The sequence below is a fragment of the Leisingera sp. SS27 genome (genome assembly GCF_028368855.1).
Classification (GTDB): domain Bacteria; phylum Pseudomonadota; class Alphaproteobacteria; order Rhodobacterales; family Rhodobacteraceae; genus Leisingera.
The window spans coordinates 465492-481737 of record NZ_JAQNCY010000001.1; the positions used below are offsets into that span (position 1 = coordinate 465492).

General features: G+C 61.7%; 17 protein-coding genes. 2 read left to right on the top strand and 15 right to left on the bottom strand.

The features are described from left to right. Positions 1 to 128: 128 nt before the first annotated feature. Both ctrA and sciP read right to left on the bottom strand, forming a co-directional pair. Positions 129 to 848: a response regulator transcription factor CtrA gene (ctrA, locus tag N6L27_RS02230; protein WP_271905454.1), complete on the bottom strand. Its 720-nt coding sequence runs from the start codon at positions 846 to 848 to the stop codon at positions 129 to 131. Positions 849 to 965: 117 nt separating this feature from the next. Further along, positions 966 to 1253: a CtrA inhibitor SciP gene (gene sciP, locus N6L27_RS02235; protein ID WP_019296169.1), complete on the bottom strand. Its 288-nt coding sequence runs from the start codon at positions 1251 to 1253 to the stop codon at positions 966 to 968. A 147-nt stretch (positions 1254 to 1400) separates the two neighbouring features. Here sciP and mnmA point away from each other — a divergent pair, with 147 nt between their 5' ends. Continuing rightward, the gene (gene mnmA, locus N6L27_RS02240) at positions 1401 to 2546 is read left to right on the top strand and encodes a tRNA 2-thiouridine(34) synthase MnmA (protein WP_271905455.1); all 1146 of its coding nucleotides are present in this window, start codon (positions 1401 to 1403) and stop codon (positions 2544 to 2546) included. A gap of 270 nt (positions 2547 to 2816) precedes the next feature. Here the strand turns inward: mnmA and lpxB are convergent, their stop codons facing one another. The 13 genes from lpxB to pyrH form a co-directional block, all read right to left on the bottom strand. After that, positions 2817 to 3983, bottom strand: coding sequence for a lipid-A-disaccharide synthase (gene lpxB / locus N6L27_RS02245; protein ID WP_271905456.1), 1167 nt, complete (start codon positions 3981 to 3983; stop codon positions 2817 to 2819). Then, positions 3980 to 4768 carry an LpxI family protein gene (locus N6L27_RS02250; protein ID WP_271905457.1) on the bottom strand — a complete coding sequence of 263 codons (789 nt, stop codon included), beginning with the start codon at positions 4766 to 4768 and terminating at the stop codon, positions 3980 to 3982. Before N6L27_RS02250 ends, lpxB begins: the two co-directional genes overlap by 4 nt. 4 nt (positions 4769 to 4772) lie before the next feature. Beyond that, complete coding sequence (gene lpxA, locus N6L27_RS02255) at positions 4773 to 5558, bottom strand: acyl-ACP--UDP-N-acetylglucosamine O-acyltransferase (protein WP_271905458.1); 786 nt, start codon at positions 5556 to 5558, stop codon at positions 4773 to 4775. 1 nt (position 5559) lies between these two features. Then, on the bottom strand, positions 5560 to 6030 hold the full coding sequence (gene fabZ / locus N6L27_RS02260) for a 3-hydroxyacyl-ACP dehydratase FabZ (protein WP_065266844.1): 471 nt from the start codon (positions 6028 to 6030) through the stop codon (positions 5560 to 5562). Positions 6031 to 6105: 75 nt separating this feature from the next. Further along, positions 6106 to 6660, bottom strand: coding sequence for an OmpH family outer membrane protein (locus N6L27_RS02265; protein WP_442915727.1), 555 nt, complete (start codon positions 6658 to 6660; stop codon positions 6106 to 6108). Between the two features lie 55 nt (positions 6661 to 6715). Further along, positions 6716 to 9106: an outer membrane protein assembly factor BamA gene (gene bamA, locus N6L27_RS02270; protein WP_271905459.1), complete on the bottom strand. Its 2391-nt coding sequence runs from the start codon at positions 9104 to 9106 to the stop codon at positions 6716 to 6718. 127 nt (positions 9107 to 9233) lie between these two features. Beyond that, positions 9234 to 9359 (bottom strand): hypothetical protein, encoded by a 126-nt coding sequence (locus tag N6L27_RS02275; RefSeq protein ID WP_271905460.1) that lies wholly within the window; start codon positions 9357 to 9359, stop codon positions 9234 to 9236. 143 nt (positions 9360 to 9502) lie between these two features. Next, positions 9503 to 10852, bottom strand: coding sequence for an RIP metalloprotease RseP (gene rseP / locus N6L27_RS02280; RefSeq protein ID WP_271905461.1), 1350 nt, complete (start codon positions 10850 to 10852; stop codon positions 9503 to 9505). 4 nt (positions 10853 to 10856) lie between these two features. After that, the gene (gene dxr / locus N6L27_RS02285) at positions 10857 to 12029 is read right to left on the bottom strand and encodes a 1-deoxy-D-xylulose-5-phosphate reductoisomerase (RefSeq protein ID WP_271905462.1); all 1173 of its coding nucleotides are present in this window, start codon (positions 12027 to 12029) and stop codon (positions 10857 to 10859) included. A gap of 16 nt (positions 12030 to 12045) precedes the next feature. Then, positions 12046 to 12822: a phosphatidate cytidylyltransferase gene (locus N6L27_RS02290; RefSeq protein WP_271905463.1), complete on the bottom strand. Its 777-nt coding sequence runs from the start codon at positions 12820 to 12822 to the stop codon at positions 12046 to 12048. After that, positions 12819 to 13577 carry an isoprenyl transferase gene (locus N6L27_RS02295; RefSeq protein ID WP_271905464.1) on the bottom strand — a complete coding sequence of 253 codons (759 nt, stop codon included), beginning with the start codon at positions 13575 to 13577 and terminating at the stop codon, positions 12819 to 12821. Before N6L27_RS02295 ends, N6L27_RS02290 begins: the two co-directional genes overlap by 4 nt. Positions 13578 to 13586: 9 nt before the next feature. Continuing rightward, on the bottom strand, positions 13587 to 14150 hold the full coding sequence (gene frr, locus N6L27_RS02300) for a ribosome recycling factor (protein WP_065266850.1): 564 nt from the start codon (positions 14148 to 14150) through the stop codon (positions 13587 to 13589). Between the two features lie 230 nt (positions 14151 to 14380). Then, the gene (gene pyrH, locus N6L27_RS02305; protein ID WP_271905465.1) at positions 14381 to 15130 is read right to left on the bottom strand and encodes a UMP kinase; all 750 of its coding nucleotides are present in this window, start codon (positions 15128 to 15130) and stop codon (positions 14381 to 14383) included. Between the two features lie 129 nt (positions 15131 to 15259). Here pyrH and miaA point away from each other — a divergent pair, with 129 nt between their 5' ends. After that, the gene (gene miaA / locus N6L27_RS02310; RefSeq protein WP_271905466.1) at positions 15260 to 16120 is read left to right on the top strand and encodes a tRNA (adenosine(37)-N6)-dimethylallyltransferase MiaA; all 861 of its coding nucleotides are present in this window, start codon (positions 15260 to 15262) and stop codon (positions 16118 to 16120) included. The last annotated feature ends 126 nt before the right edge of the window (positions 16121 to 16246 follow it).

Below are 16246 nucleotides of genomic sequence, written 5' to 3' on the forward strand. Positions count from 1 at the left end.
CTGCGCCCGCCGCGTCCAGCGCATCTGACAGTCAGCTTGCGGAAGCCGCAAAAACAAAAAGACCCGCCGGTTGGCAGGTCTTTGCAACCGGTGGCACGCCTTCACGCGCCGCCGGGGTGTTCATCCTTTCAGGCGCCGACAGCCATCCGCTGACCGCCAGACATATGATCCTCCTGCGGATCGCGCAGCACATAGCCGCGGCCCCAGACGGTTTCGATATAGTTCTCGCCATCCGTCGCGTTACTGAGTTTCTTACGCAACTTGCAGATGAAAACATCGATGATCTTCAGTTCCGGCTCATCCATGCCGCCATAAAGATGGTTCAGGAACATCTCTTTGGTCAGCGTGGTGCCCTTGCGCAGGGACAGAAGCTCCAGCATCTGGTATTCCTTGCCGGTCAGATGCACGGCCTTGCCGCCGGCTTCCACCGTCTTGGCGTCCAGGTTGACCGCGATCTTGCCGGTCTTGATAATCGACTGCGAATGGCCCTTGGAGCGCCGGATGATCGCATGGATCCGCGCCACCAGTTCCTCGCGGTGGAAAGGTTTAGTCAGATAGTCGTCCGCACCAAAGCCGAAGCCCTTGATCTTGTTCTCAGTATCGTCGGCACCGGACAGGATCAGAATGGGGGTTTCGATGCGGGACATGCGCAGCTGGCGCAGCACCTCGTGGCCGTTCATATCCGGCAGCCCCAGATCCAAAAGGATCAGGTCATAGTCGTAAAGTTTGGCCAGATCGATCCCTTCTTCCCCCAGATCCGTCGTATAAACGTTCAGGTTGGCATGGGTCAGCATCAGCTCGATGCTTTTTGCCGTGGTCGGATCATCCTCAACCAGCAGAATGCGCATATTATTTTCTCCGCCTGTACACTGTTTCCCTCAGGTCGCGTTAACCTTGGTGGAAAAAAGTTAATGCCTCGTTACCATGATGGTTAATTTAGAATTTCAACTCAAGGGCGGCCTGATTTATTTTGCGTCCTGATCACGGAATTTCTTGAGACGTGTGGTTTTCAGGGCCTCTTCGCCATGATCGGCAACGGCCGCGACCCAGCTGCGGAACTCTTCCTCGCTCAGCCCATAGCGGCGCATCGCTTCCTTTTGCGGCAGCAGCCCGTAGAGAACACCGCGCACCACAGCCGCCTTGCGCGAGGCCACCCAGCGCTTGGTGGTTTCCGGCGGCAGATCCGCCCGGGTCATGATGGTTCCGTCCGGCAGGGTGACTGCCCGCGGCCCGTCGACTTTCTTCAAAAACATCTTTCTTCCCTCTGAAGATCTTGCTCGTTGGGTCTGGCACCAGAATTTCCCATCAGGCTTAACGCTGCATGAACCACGCCCCTTGAGAGTCCTTAGGATTTTCATATATTCTGCGGCGCCTGCCCCCTTGCCTTTAGGAGCTGCCCCATGGCGCTGGACCAAGACCTGGAACTGAACTCGCTCGGCTTTGCCAAACCGCCCTCGGAAACCCGGGTGGTGGTGGCCATGTCCGGCGGCGTCGACAGCTCTGTTGTTGCTGCATATTTGGCCGATCAGGGCTATGACGTGGTGGGCGTCACGCTTCAGCTTTACGATCACGGCGCGGCGCTGGCCAAAAAGGGCGCCTGCTGCGCGGGCATCGATATCCACGACGCACGCCGCGTGGCAGAGGAGCGCGGCTTCCCGCATTACGTTCTGGATTATGAGAACATTTTTAAAGATGCGGTGATTGACGAGTTCGCCGACAGCTATCTGGCAGGTGCTACCCCGGTGCCCTGCATCCGCTGCAACGAGCGGGTGAAGTTCAAAGACCTTCTGGAAACCGCCAAGGATCTGGAGGCCGACTGCATGGCAACCGGCCATTACATCCAGCGCAAGATGGGCGAGCACGGGCCGGAACTGCATTCGGCAGAGGACGCCAACCGCGACCAAAGCTATTTCCTGTTCTCCACCACGCCGGAGCAGCTGGATTACCTGCGCTTTCCGCTGGGTCACCTGCCCTCGAAGGACGCCACCCGCGAGATGGCAGCACAATACGGCCTTGCGGTAGCGGACAAGCCCGACAGCCAGGACATCTGCTTTGTTCCGGACGGCAATTACGCCAGCGTGATCGAAAAACTGCGCCCCGGTGCGGCAGAACCGGGCGAAATCGTGCACTCGGACGGCCGGGTACTGGGCAGCCATGAGGGCGTCATCCACTACACAATCGGCCAGCGCCGCGGTCTCGGCATCGGCGGCCTGTCAGAGCCGCTTTATGTTGTGAAGCTGGACGTTGACAAGAAACAGGTGGTTGTCGGCCCCAAGGAGCTGCTGGCGACCCGCACCATCCCGGTGCGCGAGATCAACTGGCTGGGCGATGAACCCTTTACCTCCCGCGAAGAATGGCATCTGAAGGTCAAGGTCCGCTCCACCCGCCCGCCGCGCGAGGCAATCATCCGGCCGCTGACCGATACCACCGCCGAGGTGGAGCTGCTGACGCCGGAGGAAGGTGTCTCCCCCGGTCAGGCATGTGTGTTTTACGCCAGTGAAGGCAGCCGCATCTTCGGCGGAGGCTGGATCTGGCGCGGCTACTGATCCCCTGCCCGCAACTCCGGGTCAAGGAAGGCGCAGCCTCCGCGCGGCACGCGCGGCTTGTCCTTGACGCGGCACCTTAAAACCATACTCGGATTGGCGCCTGAGGGCAGATCTGCCCTCAGGCGCTTCTCAGCAAAACCAGCAAATTTTTCGGCTTTCGCAGCGGTGTTTTTTCCGCAGCAGCCCTGCGGTAAGCGCCGCGCGGATGCCCAAGCATCCGCGCCACCGGAAGACACGCGGCGGAGGCTCTGCATCCGCTGCGCCGTGGCCTCAGCCAGCTGGCAGCCGGCTAAGAACCGCCCGCGCGGCACGCAGACCCGGAGCCTCTCCACCCTGCCCCAGGCGCGCCATGGTCAATTCCATCGCGTCCATTTGGTCGCTTGGGTTCTCTGCCAGCGCTTCCAGCCTGGCGGAGATGTTCTCTGGCGTGCAATCGGGCCCCAGGCATTCCGGCACCACGCGGGTATCGCTCACCAGATTGACCAGCGTCACCGTGTCGATCAGTGCCATGCGTTTCATGATCTGCCAGGTGAGCCATTGAAACTTATAAGCGATCACCATCGGTGTACGGGCTGCGGCCAGTTCCAGCGACACCGTGCCGGACGCGGCCAGCGCCAGGCTGGCAGAGGCAAAGGCTGCACGTTTGTGCGCCTTGGCCGAAGCGGCGTCATATTTGTTCGGATCGACCAGCACCGTTCCGCCCGGCCAGTTCTGCAAGGCGTCCTGCACAAAGCCCGCAACAGGTCCAGCTGCAGGAACCACAATCCGGTAGTCTGGATGCCTTGCACAGAACTTAAGCAGCGCCTTGCCGAACTCCGGTGCCAGCCGCGAGACTTCAGACCGGCGCGAGCCGGGCAGCGCCAGCACAAAAGGCGCGCCGTTCAGGCTGAATTCACTGCGGAATGCGGCAATCTCTGCGTCCGTGGCCTGCGGCTCCGCCACCACCGGGTGGCCGACAAAGTCGCAGTCCATCCCAGCCGCTTCCATATAGGGGGGCTCAAACGGCAACAGCGCCAGCACATGGTCGATGACTTCCGCCATCTTCTGCGCCCGCTTGGGCCGCCACGCCCAGACCGAAGGTGCAACGTAGTGCACGGTTCGGATATTACTGCGCTCCTTGACCAGCCGCGCCACGCGCAGGGAAAAATCCGGGCTGTCGATCGTGATCAGCACATCCGGCTTGCTCTCGATGACAGCCTCTGCCGTCTCGCGGATCCGGCGCTTGAGGTGGCGGTACTTGGGCAGCACTTCTGCAAGCCCCATCACCGACAGCTCATCCATGGGGAAAAGGGAGGTCAGCCCCTGCTCCGCCATCAGCGTCCCGCCGACACCATCGAATTGAACGCCGGGTGACAGTTGTTTCAGGCCTGCCATAAGCGCGCCGCCCAGCCGGTCGCCCGAAGGCTCGCCAGCCAGGACGAAGACCCGCAGGCTCATGCCTCGCGCAGCCAGAGGAACAGACCGAGCCGGTCACAGGCCGCAACCACGGCATCCTGATCCAGAACGATGACACCGCCCGCTTCCAGCACCATACCGGAAAGGCCGGCCTTGGCCGCAGCTTCAACCGTTTCCACCCCGATCGCGGGCAGGTCTGCGCGGCGGTCCTGACCGGGTTTCGGCGCCTTGAACAGCAACCCGCCCTGACCGTCCGGCCGCTGCTGCAGGGCGGCCAGCATCCAATCCGTTCCAAACAGGTTCTCAACCGCAATTGCCTGCTGCTTGCGCACGGCGCAGGACTGCCCGATGTCAGCCGCCGACATTGCCGCGACGATCTCTGCGCCGCGTTCCGCATCCGCCTTGTCCAGCTCGCCCGGCTGCACTTTGGTCGGCACGCCAGCATCCATCAGCAGGTCCGGCGCCACCTCATGGGCGGCGCGCACGGCAAAACCGGCCTGCTCAAAAATGCCCATGATGGCCCGCAAGGCGCCATCGTCACCGGCCGCCAGCGCCGCTTGCAGCACCGGTACCAGCGGCATCGTGGCCGCATCAATGGCAGAGGGGTCAATCTGAGGTCGGCGCACGGCACCTGCCAGGCAAATCTCGGTCACCTCTGCCGCCTGCAGCCGCTCCAGAAAGCTGCCAAGCTGTTCAAACCGGAAGGTGATCTCAGGATCGACCATATCCGGCTCGGCCCCTGCCATCGCGCAAATCAGCGGACGGCCCGGTGCATGCGCGGCCACTTCAGCCGGCAGCGCGCCGGTCCCTGCAATCACTGCCAGCATCGCGTCAGCCCCCCGGTGTCAGGAAAGAGCGGTCGCTCTCGCCGGTGATGAAAGAGACGATTTCCTGCACGTACTGGCTCTCGGTTTCATCACCCAGCCGCTTGGCACGCTCCTGGAAGGTGCCCTCGCCCTGGGCCAGCATCTGGAAGGCTGCACGCAAGGCAGTAATGTCGCTGCGGGCGACACCTCGGCGCTTGAGGCCCACCAAGTTGAGCCCGTCCAGTTCGCCGCGCTGCGCCTGAACCAGACCATAGGGAATCACGTCATTGGTCACCATTGTGACCGCACCGATGATGGCACCGCGTCCGATCCGCACCCATTGATGGATACCGGACAACCCGCCGATGATCACATCATCCTCCAGCACGCAATGGCCCGCCACCGCGGCAGAGTTCACCACGATCACCCGGTCGCCGACCTGGGCGTCATGGGCGATGTGGCAGCCTGCCATGAACAATCCGTCATCACCGATCTTGGTCACACCGCCGCCACCCTCTGTTCCGGCATTCACCGTCACATGCTCGCGGATGCGGTTGCGCTTGCCGATCACGGTCTTGCACTTCTCGCCCTTGAACTTCAGATCCTGCGGGATCTCACCCAGCACCGCAAAGGGGAAAACCACTGTCTCGTCACCGATTTCGGTATCGCCGGTAACAACGACATGGGATTTCAGAACAACCCGGTCCCCCAGAACCGCTTCAGCGCCAACCACGCAGAACGGGCCGATCTCGCAGTCCCTTCCAAGCTTGGCGCCCTCTTCTATCACGGCACTGGGGTGAATCTTGCTCATCTCAGCTGCCCTCGGCCTGGCGGTCGACCATTGCGGTGAACTCAGCCTCTGCGGCCACTTCCCCCTCAACCGTTGCCCGGCCCAGGAACTTGAAGATCTTGCCGCCCGGCTTGCCGCGCAGAGTTTCCACATGCATTTCCAGCACGTCGCCCGGCACCACCTTGCGGCGGAATTTGCACTTGTCGATGTTCATGAAGTAGATCAGCAGATCGGTGTCGACCATATCCATGCCAACACCCAGCATCACACCCGCGGTCTGCGCCATCGCCTCGACGATAGTGACACCCGGCATGATCGGCGTGCCCGGGAAATGACCCTGGAAATGCGGTTCGTTCATGGTGACATTCTTGATGCCCCGGGCCGATTTATAGCTGTCGATGTCGACCACCTTGTCGACCAGCAGGAACGGGTAGCGGTGCGGCAGGATCCGCTGGATCAGTTGAATGTCAGCGCTTTGCAGCTCGGTGGTCATGCGTGGTTTCCCGTCTACGTGAAAAATACTGCGCTGTCCCTAGCAAGCGAACAGCCGTTGGGCAAGTTCGCACGCTCAGTGTTCGCCAGCCTCGTCCGCGGCACCATCCCCCAAAACAGCATCAATCCGCGCAATTGCCAATGACGTGATATCGGCGGCATCGGCACTCAGAAACACCGAGGAGTGGTCGAGGATCGCGCCTGCACCGGTTTCGCGCATAATCTGCTGAAGCACTGGCAGCGACGCCGCTATGAACTCACGCCTGGCATCCTCACCCATCTGGGAGATCTCCCGCAGTTTCTGATCCTGGCGGAGGCGGGTTTCCTGCACTTTCTCGTCAAAGGAATCCGCCAAGGCACGAAAGGCTTCCGGCTCCATCCCATTGCGCCGTTCGGTCAGTTCCAGTTCTTCTTGGCGCAGTTCCGCTTCTATCCGGCGGTTTTCGGCAGTCAGAACCGCGCCTTCGGCCTCAATCTCTCGCTCCACCCGTTTGCCAAAGGCGCTTTCGGAAAACAGGCGGTCCGGCTGGATTGTGAGGATACCGCTTTGCGGCAGCCCCAGCTGGAACTCAGTTCCTCCGTTTGCATTGGCGTCCTGGGCGTGTCCGAATGGCGCCGAAAACCAATTCAGCGCAAGGGCAAGGCCAAACGCTGCCCAGTTTCCGGGCGCAAACCGCGGCACCAGATCAGAACCTCGCCTGCAAGGTCAGGTCAAAGGTCTGCTCTTCGTCGAAGTCCTCTTTCTGGAGAGCTTTGGAGAAGTTGAACCGCAGCGGGCCAAACCCTGTGGTCCACAGCAGCGATACGCCAACCACATGGCGGAAAGACCTGTTGCGGCCGACAATGGTGGCGCCTGTTGTGTCAACATCCTGAAGGCCCCAAAGCCCGCCGACATCGTAGAACAAGCCGCCGCGCATCCCCAGTTCCTCAGGCAGGCCGAGCGGGAACTCTGCGTCGAAACGCGCAACAGCGTAATAGTTGCCGCCAAGGAAGTCGTTGTAATTGCCGCCGCCCGGATTGCCGGGGCTTTGGTCCCGCGGACCAATACCGCCGGGTTCAAAACCGCGCATGACAGACGGCGTCAGAACAAATCGGTCGATAGAGCGGCTGCTGCCGCTGCCTTCCCACTGGAAGGCTCCAGCCTCAAGGGTCGCGCGGATCGTCACTTCCTCGTTGAAGATCTGCTTCTGTGCAATCAGCTTGGTTGTTGCCTTGATGTACTCGGAATCCCCGCCGATACCGGCATAGTCCGCACCGATTTCAACCAGGAAGCCTGCGGTCGGATCCAGCCCGGTCAGGCGGCTGTCATAGCGGTAGGTAAACCCGATCGCACTGGCGTTGCGCTCGCCCTGCGCGATCTCGTTCCGCACCACTGGTCCTGCCAGATTCTGGTTGGTATCGTCATCATCAAACAGCATCTCATCCGCATCCCACGTATAGCGGACTTGTAGAGAAGTATCCTCCCCGGTGTCGAATGTCAGTGCCGGTCGGAAGAATACACGCTTGGTTCGATACTCCGAGAAACTGGAATCCGTTTCATTCAAACCGAGATCAAGATCGAAACGCAGCTTCCGTCCCAGCAGATAGGGTTCGGTGAAGCCCAGAACATACGAATCTGACTCGGTTGCGGTTGCAATATTGAAAGACAGACGCTGCCCGCGGCCCAGGAAATTGTTTTCCGTCAGGCCGATACTAAGGCCAAAACCATCGGTCACCGAGTATGCACCACCCAGGTTCAGCGAGCCGGTTGGCTGCTCTTCGACATCCACATCGACGATCACCTGATCGGCAGAACTGCCTTCGCGGGTTTCAACATCCGCATTTGCAAAGAATCCAAGCGCCCGGATCCGTTCCGCGCTGTTGCGGATGGAACGCGGATTGAAGGGGTCGCCCTCGACAGAGGCAAACTGCTGGCGGACAACCCGGTCCAGCGTGGTGGTGTTGCCCTCAATGTCGATCCGTTCGACAAAGACGCGCGGGCCTCGGGTCAGAACAAATTCGATGTCCAGCGTCAGGTCGCGGTCATTGCGGGTGACCCGCGGTTCGACCCGCAGGAAGTCGATTTCCTTGCGGACGGCCAGACCTTCCATCCGGTCGATTGCATTTTCGACCAGCGTCGGCGTGTAGGTAACACCCGGCTTGATCCTCAGGGTCGATGCGAACTCGTCCGCATCCGCCTCAGCCATTTCACTGCTGACAGTGATATTGCCGAATTTGAACTGCTGCCCCTCTGTCACGTCAACGACCAGGAACACTGCATCGCGTTCTTCGGTCACTTCGGCGTTGGTGCTGTTCACGCGGAAATCAACATAGCCGCGCGACAGGTAGAAGTCCCGCAGCACCTGCTTGTCAAACTCCAGCCGGTCCTCAATCAGCGTATCAGAGCGGATGAAGCCGCGCAGCAGGCCGGCTTGCTTGGTTTCCAGGACCCGGCGCAGGCGGCGGTCGGAATAGACGCGGTTGCCGGTGAAGGAAACGCGCTCCACTTCGATGGTATCGCCTTCGGAGATCTCGAAGACCAGGTCAACGCGGTTGTTGCTGCGGCGGATAATCCGCGGGGTCACGCGTGAGGCTAGGCGCCCTTGCACACTGTAGGCTTCGGCGATTGAAGCGGCGTCACGCTCTGCCTGGCTGGGGTTGAACACCCGGCGCGGAGCAGATTCGATGATCTGGGTGAGCGCGTCGTCTTTCAGGCGTTTGTTGCCCTCAAAACTGATTTGATTGATGGTCGGGAATTCAGTGACCTTGATCACCAGAGTGCTGCCGCGCGGCACGATTTCCACTGTTTCAAATACGCCACTGTCAAGAATGCGCTGGTAGGCATCGTTCAGCTCGCCCGCGCTGACAGTCTGGCCGCGCTCGATGCCGGTATAGGCCACAACCGTGGACGTCTGGATGCGCTGGTTGCCTTCGACCTGCACCGAATTGAAACGGTAGCTTTGCGCCTCAGCCGACAGCGGTGCCAGCGCGTAACCCAGCGCAACTGCCAGAGAAATAGCAGAAACTTTCCGGTACAAGATATTGATGCCCGACTTGCGCTCGACACAGGACTTGCCTGCGATTTTCCCCCAAACCATTTTTCAGAACCCGATTATTATAGCAGCTTTGGGATGTGCGTACCGGGTTTGAAAGCGCTTGTCAAAACCAACTAAGGCGCTTCATCGGGGTAAGGCGCGCAGCGGGCTGCCGCGCCGGTTGCGGGAATCACAAAGAGGCGAGCCAGGCGCCTGCAGCAAGCGCACCAAAGATCGCGAAACCGGTCAGTGCCCGGTCCCAATTCAGCCGGACCAGAAGGCCAAGGCCGTGATATGATTGCGAGAGTACGTGCATCACTTTCCCCAGTTCTTCACCCAGCCGCCGGCAAGCAGCAGAAGGTCCTGCCAGCGGGTTGAAGAAAAGTTAATGCGGGATTGTGGCAGCACTTGGGCGGCACTGTGGCCGCCCTTGGCCGGGAACTTTAAACCGGTGCCCGTTCAGCAGAACAAGTCGTTACCCAACGCAAACAGCATCAGCGACAACACCACCGCGATGCCAAAGGTCATCAGAACCCGAACCGCCCTGTCGCTGGGCGGACGGCCTGCAACGGCCTCATAAGCGTAGAACATCAGATGTCCGCCATCGAGCGCAGGCACAGGGAACAGGTTCAACAACCCTACGGCCGTCGACAGAACCGCGATAAACCGGATGAAGCTTTCTGCCCCCTGGCTGGCCATCGCACCAGAGGTTTCGGCAATTCCGATCGGGCCGGACAGATTACAGGTGCTGATCGCGCCGGTGATCATGTGCTTCAGGCCCGACAAAGAGGTCTCTACCACCGCCCAGACCTGATAAGTGCCCGCCGCCAGCGCTTCGCCGAACCCTGCGGATTCGGTTGCCGGCGAAAACGCCAGACCGCCGACAATTCCGATCCGCCAGCGGGTGGCAAAACCGCCATCCGGCTGCGGTTCGTCCGTGCGCCGCGGTGCGAGCGCCATCTCGACGGTTTCGCCGCCGCGCCACACATCCAGCACCAGCACCCGGCCGTCGGCTGTCTCAACCAGTTCCTTCAACTGATCGAAAGACACCAAGGGCGCGCCATCGACCGAAACGATCACATCACCCGGCTCCAGCCCCGCGTCAGCGGCGGCGCTGCGCGGAACAACGCCCCGCACAAAAGGCGGGTAAAGATACGGCCCGCTGACCGTCAGCTCCTCGCCCTTCCGGCGCACGGTATAGTCCAGCGGCTGTTCCTGGGGCAGTTCCTCCCGGAACGCCTCCCAGGCGTCTGAATCCAGGTAGTCGGGCACTGCCAATCCACCCGCTGCAATCAGCTCATCCCCCGGCTGAAGCCCGTTTGCAGCTCCGGGCAGCGTCTCAAGGGAGCCGATCGTTAGAGGATCGCGCATGGTTCCCTGCGAGAACGCGATGGCCGTGAAGATCAGCGCGGACATCACGAAGTTGAACACCGGGCCTGCCGCAACTGTTGCCCCCCGTGCCCACAGGGGCGCGCCATGCATGGTGCGCCGCAAGGCTGCCGGGTCAGCCGCAGCGGCCTCCATAGCCTGTGCATCCTTGCCCGAGGCCGCATCGGCATCACCCAGGAACTTCACAAAGCCGCCAAACGGCAGCGCAGCCACCTGCCAGCGGGTGCCGTGCTTGTCCACCCGGCTCCACAGAACAGGGCCGAAGCCCAGAGAGAACACCTCTGCATGGATGCCTGACCAGCGGCCGACGATGTAATGGCCGTACTCATGCACCGCCACGATCACCGACAAGGCAATGACAAAGCTGGCGATGGTATAGAGAAAACCGCCAAACTGCGGGACAAAAGAAAGTACGTCCAAAGATCTACCCTATGCGTTCTTCGGCGGCCTGAGCCGCCTGTTTCCTGGCGACATGGTCAACCCGGGTCACGTTATCAAGTGTCATTGCGGCATCAATGAGGTCGCTTTCCGCCTCAATCCGCTCCAGAACTGCCGCCGTCACCGCTGCCATGTCAGTGAACCGGATGCGCCCGGCGATGAATTCATCCAGCGCCTGTTCCTTGGCTGCGTTGAAGGCCGCCCCCATCAGGCCGCCCCGCTCCATCACCTCATATGCCTGCCGAAGCGCCGGATAGCGCGCCGGATCGGGGGCGCGGAAATTCAGCTGACCGATGCGGGCAAGGTCCAGCCGCTCCACCGGCAGGGCCTGCCGCGCGGGCCAATGCAGCGCATAGCCGATAGCATGGCGCATATCAGCAGCGCCCAGATGCGCCATCAGCGCGCCATCGTTGAAGCCGACCAGCGCATGGACCAGCGATTCCGGGTGCACCAGCACCTCGATTTGCTCAGGTCGAACGCCAAAGTATTCACGGGTTTCAATGACTTCCAGCGCCTTGTTGAACATCGACGCACTGTCGATGGTGATCCTTTGACCCATGTCCCAATTGGGATGCGAGGACGCCTGCGCCAGGCTTGCCTTGGGCAGATCCTCCAGCGGCCAGTCACGGAAAGCGCCGCCCGACGCGGTGATGACAATCCGTTCAACCGCGTTCATGTCCTCGCCTGCAAGGCCCTGAAACACCGCCGAATGTTCACTGTCCACTGGCAGAAGCCGGGCCCCGTGCCTTTCCGCGGTTTCCAGCAGCAGCTTGCCTGCGCAAACCAAGGATTCCTTGTTGGCAAGCGCCAGCGTGGTGCCGTGTTTCAACGCCTCCAGCCCCGGCGCCAGCCCGGCAGCGCCAACAATCGCGGACATGATCCAATCCGCGGGCCGCCCCGCGGCCTCGACCAGAGCCGCCTGCCCGGCAGCAGCCTCCACGCCAGACCCCTCCAGCGCCGCCCGCAGATCCGGCAGCCGGTCCGCAAAAGCGGTCACGGCCACATCTGCGCGCAAGGCAATGGCGTCTTCGGCCAGCTGGGCAATATTGGCACCGCCAGTCAGTGCCACGACGTCGTAGGCTTCGGGCGCGCGGCGGATCAGATCGATGGTGTTCTGGCCAATCGATCCGGTGGCACCGAAGATGGAGATTTTCCGCATGGTCTTTCCTGACTGGTTATCCCCAGAAGGCGGCTACGGCCAAGAACATGGCCGCCGCGCCCAGCATACCGTCGAACCGGTCGAACAGGCCGCCATGGCCGGGAATCAGCGCGCTGGAATCCTTGACGCCCATTTTGCGCTTCAGGGCGCTCTCGGCAACGTCGCCGGCCTGACTGGCCATCGACAAAAGAACCGACAGGATCACAAAGCCAAACCCCTGCCCCATCTGTCCTGCAAAAACTGCGCCGACGATGGCGGCCGCAATCCAGCCAGACGCTGTGCCGCTCCAGGTTTTCTTGGGGCTGACACGGGGCCAGAACTTGGGTCCGCCAATGGCCTTGCCTGCAAAGTACCCGGCCACATCCGTCACCACCACAATGCAGACCAGCCACAGCATCCAGGCCATGCCCATCTGTCCGCGCAGCCAGATAAAGCCGAAACCCGCCAGCAGCACCCACAGGGCAAAACCAGTGAAGTACTGCCGACGTTCGCTGATCTGACTGAAACCGGCTGCCACCGGCGCCGCCAGAACCGGCAGCACCCACAAGGCAGGCAGCAGGGACGCCAGCAGGACCGCGGCGGCCGAAATCGCACCGAGCTGCAGCGCCGTGCCGCTGCGCGACGGCATTAGCATCCGGACCAATTCCCACACCATGCCGCCGCAGCACAGCGCGATCATTGCATTGAAGATCAGCCCGCCTGACCAGACGGCAACGCCGCCCGCAGCGATCATCACCACGGCGGACAAAGCCCGCGGCAAGAGATCCGCCCAGCGGTCCTTGGCACCGCTCATGTCTTAACAGCCCCGAACCGGCGGTCGCGGCGGCCATAGCTGCTGCACAGCCGCGCCAGTTCCTCAGCCGTGAAGTCCGGCCAAAGAGTGTCGATGAATTCGTATTCTGCATAGGCCGACTGCCACAGCAGGAAGTTTGAGATCCGCGCCTCGCCGCTGGTGCGGATCACCAGATCCGGATCTGGCAGCACATGGGTGTCCAGGTAGCGCGGCAGGGTTTCCTCATCGACGTCATCAGGGTTCAGCCGGCCCTCGGCCACGTCCCGCGCCAGCCGCTTGGTGGCCCGGGCCACCTCGTCGCGGCCGCCATAGTTCAGTGCGATGGTCAGCTGGGTGCCGCTGTTGCCCTCGGTCTTGCGCTCCAGCTTGTCCATGAGACCGGTCAGCTTGGCATCCAGCCGCACCCGGTCGCCGATGAACCGCACCCGCACATTCTTCTCAGCCAAGGCATTCATTTCCTTGGAGATATAGCGGCGGAACAGGCTCATCAAACCGGTGACTTCGGTTTGTGTGCGCTTCCAGTTCTCTGTCGAGAAGGCAAAAATGGTCAGGTATTCCACGCCCAGACCCGGGCAGCACTCGACAACTTCACGGACCCGGCGCGCGCCGGCATGGTGGCCGAACAGCCGCGGCCGGCCCCGGGCCTGCGCCCAGCGGCCATTGCCATCCATGATGATGGCCACATGGCGCGGGCCGGAACGCACCGCCGGAGCTTCTCCGGCAGCGCGCACTTGCGGGTTTGCGTCTCCTGGCATTACAGCCCGTCAGACCTGCATGATCTCGGCTTGCTTGGTCTCAAGCGCCTCGTCCACATGCTTGATCATGGCGTCGGTCAGGTCCTGAACCTCGGCTTCCCAGAACTTCTGGTCGTCTTCCGACATGCCGTCGGCCTTGGCCTTCTTGATCTGGTCCATGCCGTCGCGGCGCACGTTGCGGATCGACACCCGGGCGTGCTCGGCGTACTGGCCGGCAACCTTGCCCAGCTCGCGGCGGCGCTCCTCGTTCAGTTCCGGGATCGGCAGCATGATGATGGTGCCGTTCAGCTGCGGATTAATGCCCAGGCCGGATTCGCGGATCGCCTTTTCCACCTTGCCAACCAGGCCCTTGTCCCAGACGTTGATGGTTACCATGCGCGGCTCCGGCACGTTCACGGTGCCAACCTGGTTGATCGGCGTCATTGAGCCATAGGCATCCACCATCACCGGCTCCAGCATCGAAGCCGAGGCGCGGCCGGTGCGCAGCGAGGCGAACTCGGTGCGCAGGTTGGCCATGGCGCCTTCCATGCGGCGTTTCAGATCGTCGGTATCCAGTTCAAAATCATCAGACATGCTGCTCTCTCCCCTTATCTGAGGCGGTCTTCCATTGGCTCATAAGCCATTGGAAGGCTGATGTATAGCGATCAAGCGGAGGATTCGCCGCCGCCGGTGCTGCAAGATCTAGCCTGCCCGCAGCCGAATTCACGGAATTGATCAAGCCGCTCTGACCCAGGCTTCGGCCTGACAAGCAAGACCGCCAGCGCTCAGAGCGCCAGCGGTTTTTCCTGTGGCGTCTCAGAAGCTCAGCCCTGCACCTTGGTGTAGGTACCTTCACCCGACAGGATGCCGCGGAAACCGCCCGGCTCATCCAGCGGGAAGACGATCAGCGGCAGGTTGTTGTCACGCGCCAGTGCGATGGCAGAAGCGTCCATCACCTTAAGGCGTTTAGCAAAGACATCGTCATAGCTGATCTCGTCGTAGCGGACCGCATCAGCGTGCTCCTTGGGATCTTTGTCGTAGATCCCGTCCACGCCGTTCTTGCCCATGAAGATGGCCTCGCAGGCCATCTCGTTGGCGCGCAGCGTGGCTGCAGTGTCGGTGGTGAAATAGGGATTGCCGGTGCCCGCAGCAAAGATGCAGACCCGCTTTTTCTCCAGGTGGCGCACGGCACGGCGGCGGATGTAGGGCTCCGCGACTTCATCCATGCGGATAGCGGAGATCACCCGGGTGAACACCCCCAGACCTTCCAGCGCCGACTGCATTGCCAGCGCGTTCATCACCGTGGCCAGCATCCCCATGTAGTCGGCGGTGGTGCGCTCCATCCCCTGGGCAGAGCCGGACAGTCCACGGAAAATGTTCCCGCCGCCGATCACCATGCAGATTTCCACCCCCATTTCGTGCACGGTTTTCACTTCGCGGGCGATGCGCTGCACGGTCGGCGGATGCAGGCCGAACCCCTGGTCGCCCATCAATGCCTCGCCCGAAATTTTCAGCATGACGCGTTTATAGGCGGCGGCCGGATCCAGTTCCGGCTTTTCTTGCGGTTGAGGCATGTTGCGCTCCAGAAGATGTGAGGGTTAATTTGCGCGGCAAAATGAAGTAAATCGCTGACGGTTTCAATCCGCGCAGCGCAGTTTCCGCGCATATTTGCGGAACACGCCCAAGAGACGGACTGAACCCGGATGAACCTGCCCGACATTGACCCTGGCAAGCCTGTGCTGATTGCTGGCCCCACCGCCTCAGGAAAATCAGCGCTGGCGCTGGATATTGCGGCCCGCCAAGGCGGCGTCATCGTCAATGCCGACGCCAGCCAGGTCTATGACTGCTGGCGGGTGATCACCGCCCGCCCTTCGGCAGAGGAAGAGGCGCAGGCGCCGCATGCGCTTTACGGCCATGTGGCTTTTGACGCGGAGTATTCGGCCGGCCATTGGCTGCGTGAGGTGCTGCCCCTGCTCAATGGCCCGGAGCGTCTGATCATCGTCGGCGGCACCGGCCTCTACTTCACTGCTCTGACAGAAGGCATGGCCGAGATTCCCGCCACTCCGCCCGCAGTGCGGGCCGAAGCTGACAGCCTGCCGCTGGAGGCATTGCGTGCAGAACTGGATCCGGAAACCGCCAGCCGCATCGACCTGATGAACCGCGCCCGGGTGCAGCGCGCTTGGGAAGTGCTGAAGGCCACCGGGCGCCCCTTGGCAAGCTGGCAGGACGACACCCCAGCCCCGGCCCTGCCGCTCAAAAACTGCACGGCGATGGTCCTCAACTCGGACAAAACCTGGCTGGAGGACCGCATCCGCCGGCGCTTTGGCCTGATGCTGGATCAGGGCGCCATGGCGGAAATCGAAGCCATGCGCAGCCGGTATGATCCGGTCCTGCCATCCTGCAAGGCCATTGGCGTGCCGGAACTGATGGGCTACGCCGAAGGCCGCCTGACACTGGAGGACGCGGAAGAGCGTGCGGCGGTTGCCACCCGGCAGTTTGCCAAACGTCAGCGCAGCTGGTTCCGCGCCAGGATGAAAAACTGGCACCAAGTCTCAATGACCTGAGCAGCGGATGCCGGCCGCAAGCCCTTCAAATTTTCAGCATCTTCCAGGCTGATAAGCGAAAACTTGCCAGAATCAGCAATTCATGAGCAGTTTCAGCCACTGACTCCGGATCCTCTGCCAAAAATT

Coding starts and splice junctions, on each gene's coding strand:
- frr (WP_065266850.1), bottom strand. CDS start 14,150: ATGTCTGATGATTTTGAACTGGATACCGACGATCTGAAACGCCGCATG.
- pyrH (WP_271905465.1), bottom strand. CDS start 15,130: ATGCCTCAACCGCAAGAAAAGCCGGAACTGGATCCGGCCGCCGCCTAT.
- mnmA (WP_271905455.1), top strand. CDS start 1,401: ATGGCGCTGGACCAAGACCTGGAACTGAACTCGCTCGGCTTTGCCAAA.
- lpxA (WP_271905458.1), bottom strand. CDS start 5,558: ATGAGCAAGATTCACCCCAGTGCCGTGATAGAAGAGGGCGCCAAGCTT.
- miaA (WP_271905466.1), top strand. CDS start 15,260: ATGAACCTGCCCGACATTGACCCTGGCAAGCCTGTGCTGATTGCTGGC.
- ctrA (WP_271905454.1), bottom strand. CDS start 848: ATGCGCATTCTGCTGGTTGAGGATGATCCGACCACGGCAAAAAGCATC.
- bamA (WP_271905459.1), bottom strand. CDS start 9,106: ATGGTTTGGGGGAAAATCGCAGGCAAGTCCTGTGTCGAGCGCAAGTCG.
- dxr (WP_271905462.1), bottom strand. CDS start 12,029: ATGCGGAAAATCTCCATCTTCGGTGCCACCGGATCGATTGGCCAGAAC.
- N6L27_RS02250 (WP_271905457.1), bottom strand. CDS start 4,768: ATGCTGGCAGTGATTGCAGGGACCGGCGCGCTGCCGGCTGAAGTGGCC.
- sciP (WP_019296169.1), bottom strand. CDS start 1,253: ATGTTTTTGAAGAAAGTCGACGGGCCGCGGGCAGTCACCCTGCCGGAC.
- N6L27_RS02290 (WP_271905463.1), bottom strand. CDS start 12,822: ATGAGCGGTGCCAAGGACCGCTGGGCGGATCTCTTGCCGCGGGCTTTG.
- N6L27_RS02295 (WP_271905464.1), bottom strand. CDS start 13,577: ATGCCAGGAGACGCAAACCCGCAAGTGCGCGCTGCCGGAGAAGCTCCG.
- lpxB (WP_271905456.1), bottom strand. CDS start 3,983: ATGAGCCTGCGGGTCTTCGTCCTGGCTGGCGAGCCTTCGGGCGACCGG.
- N6L27_RS02275 (WP_271905460.1), bottom strand. CDS start 9,359: ATGCACGTACTCTCGCAATCATATCACGGCCTTGGCCTTCTGGTCCGG.
- fabZ (WP_065266844.1), bottom strand. CDS start 6,030: ATGACCACCGAGCTGCAAAGCGCTGACATTCAACTGATCCAGCGGATC.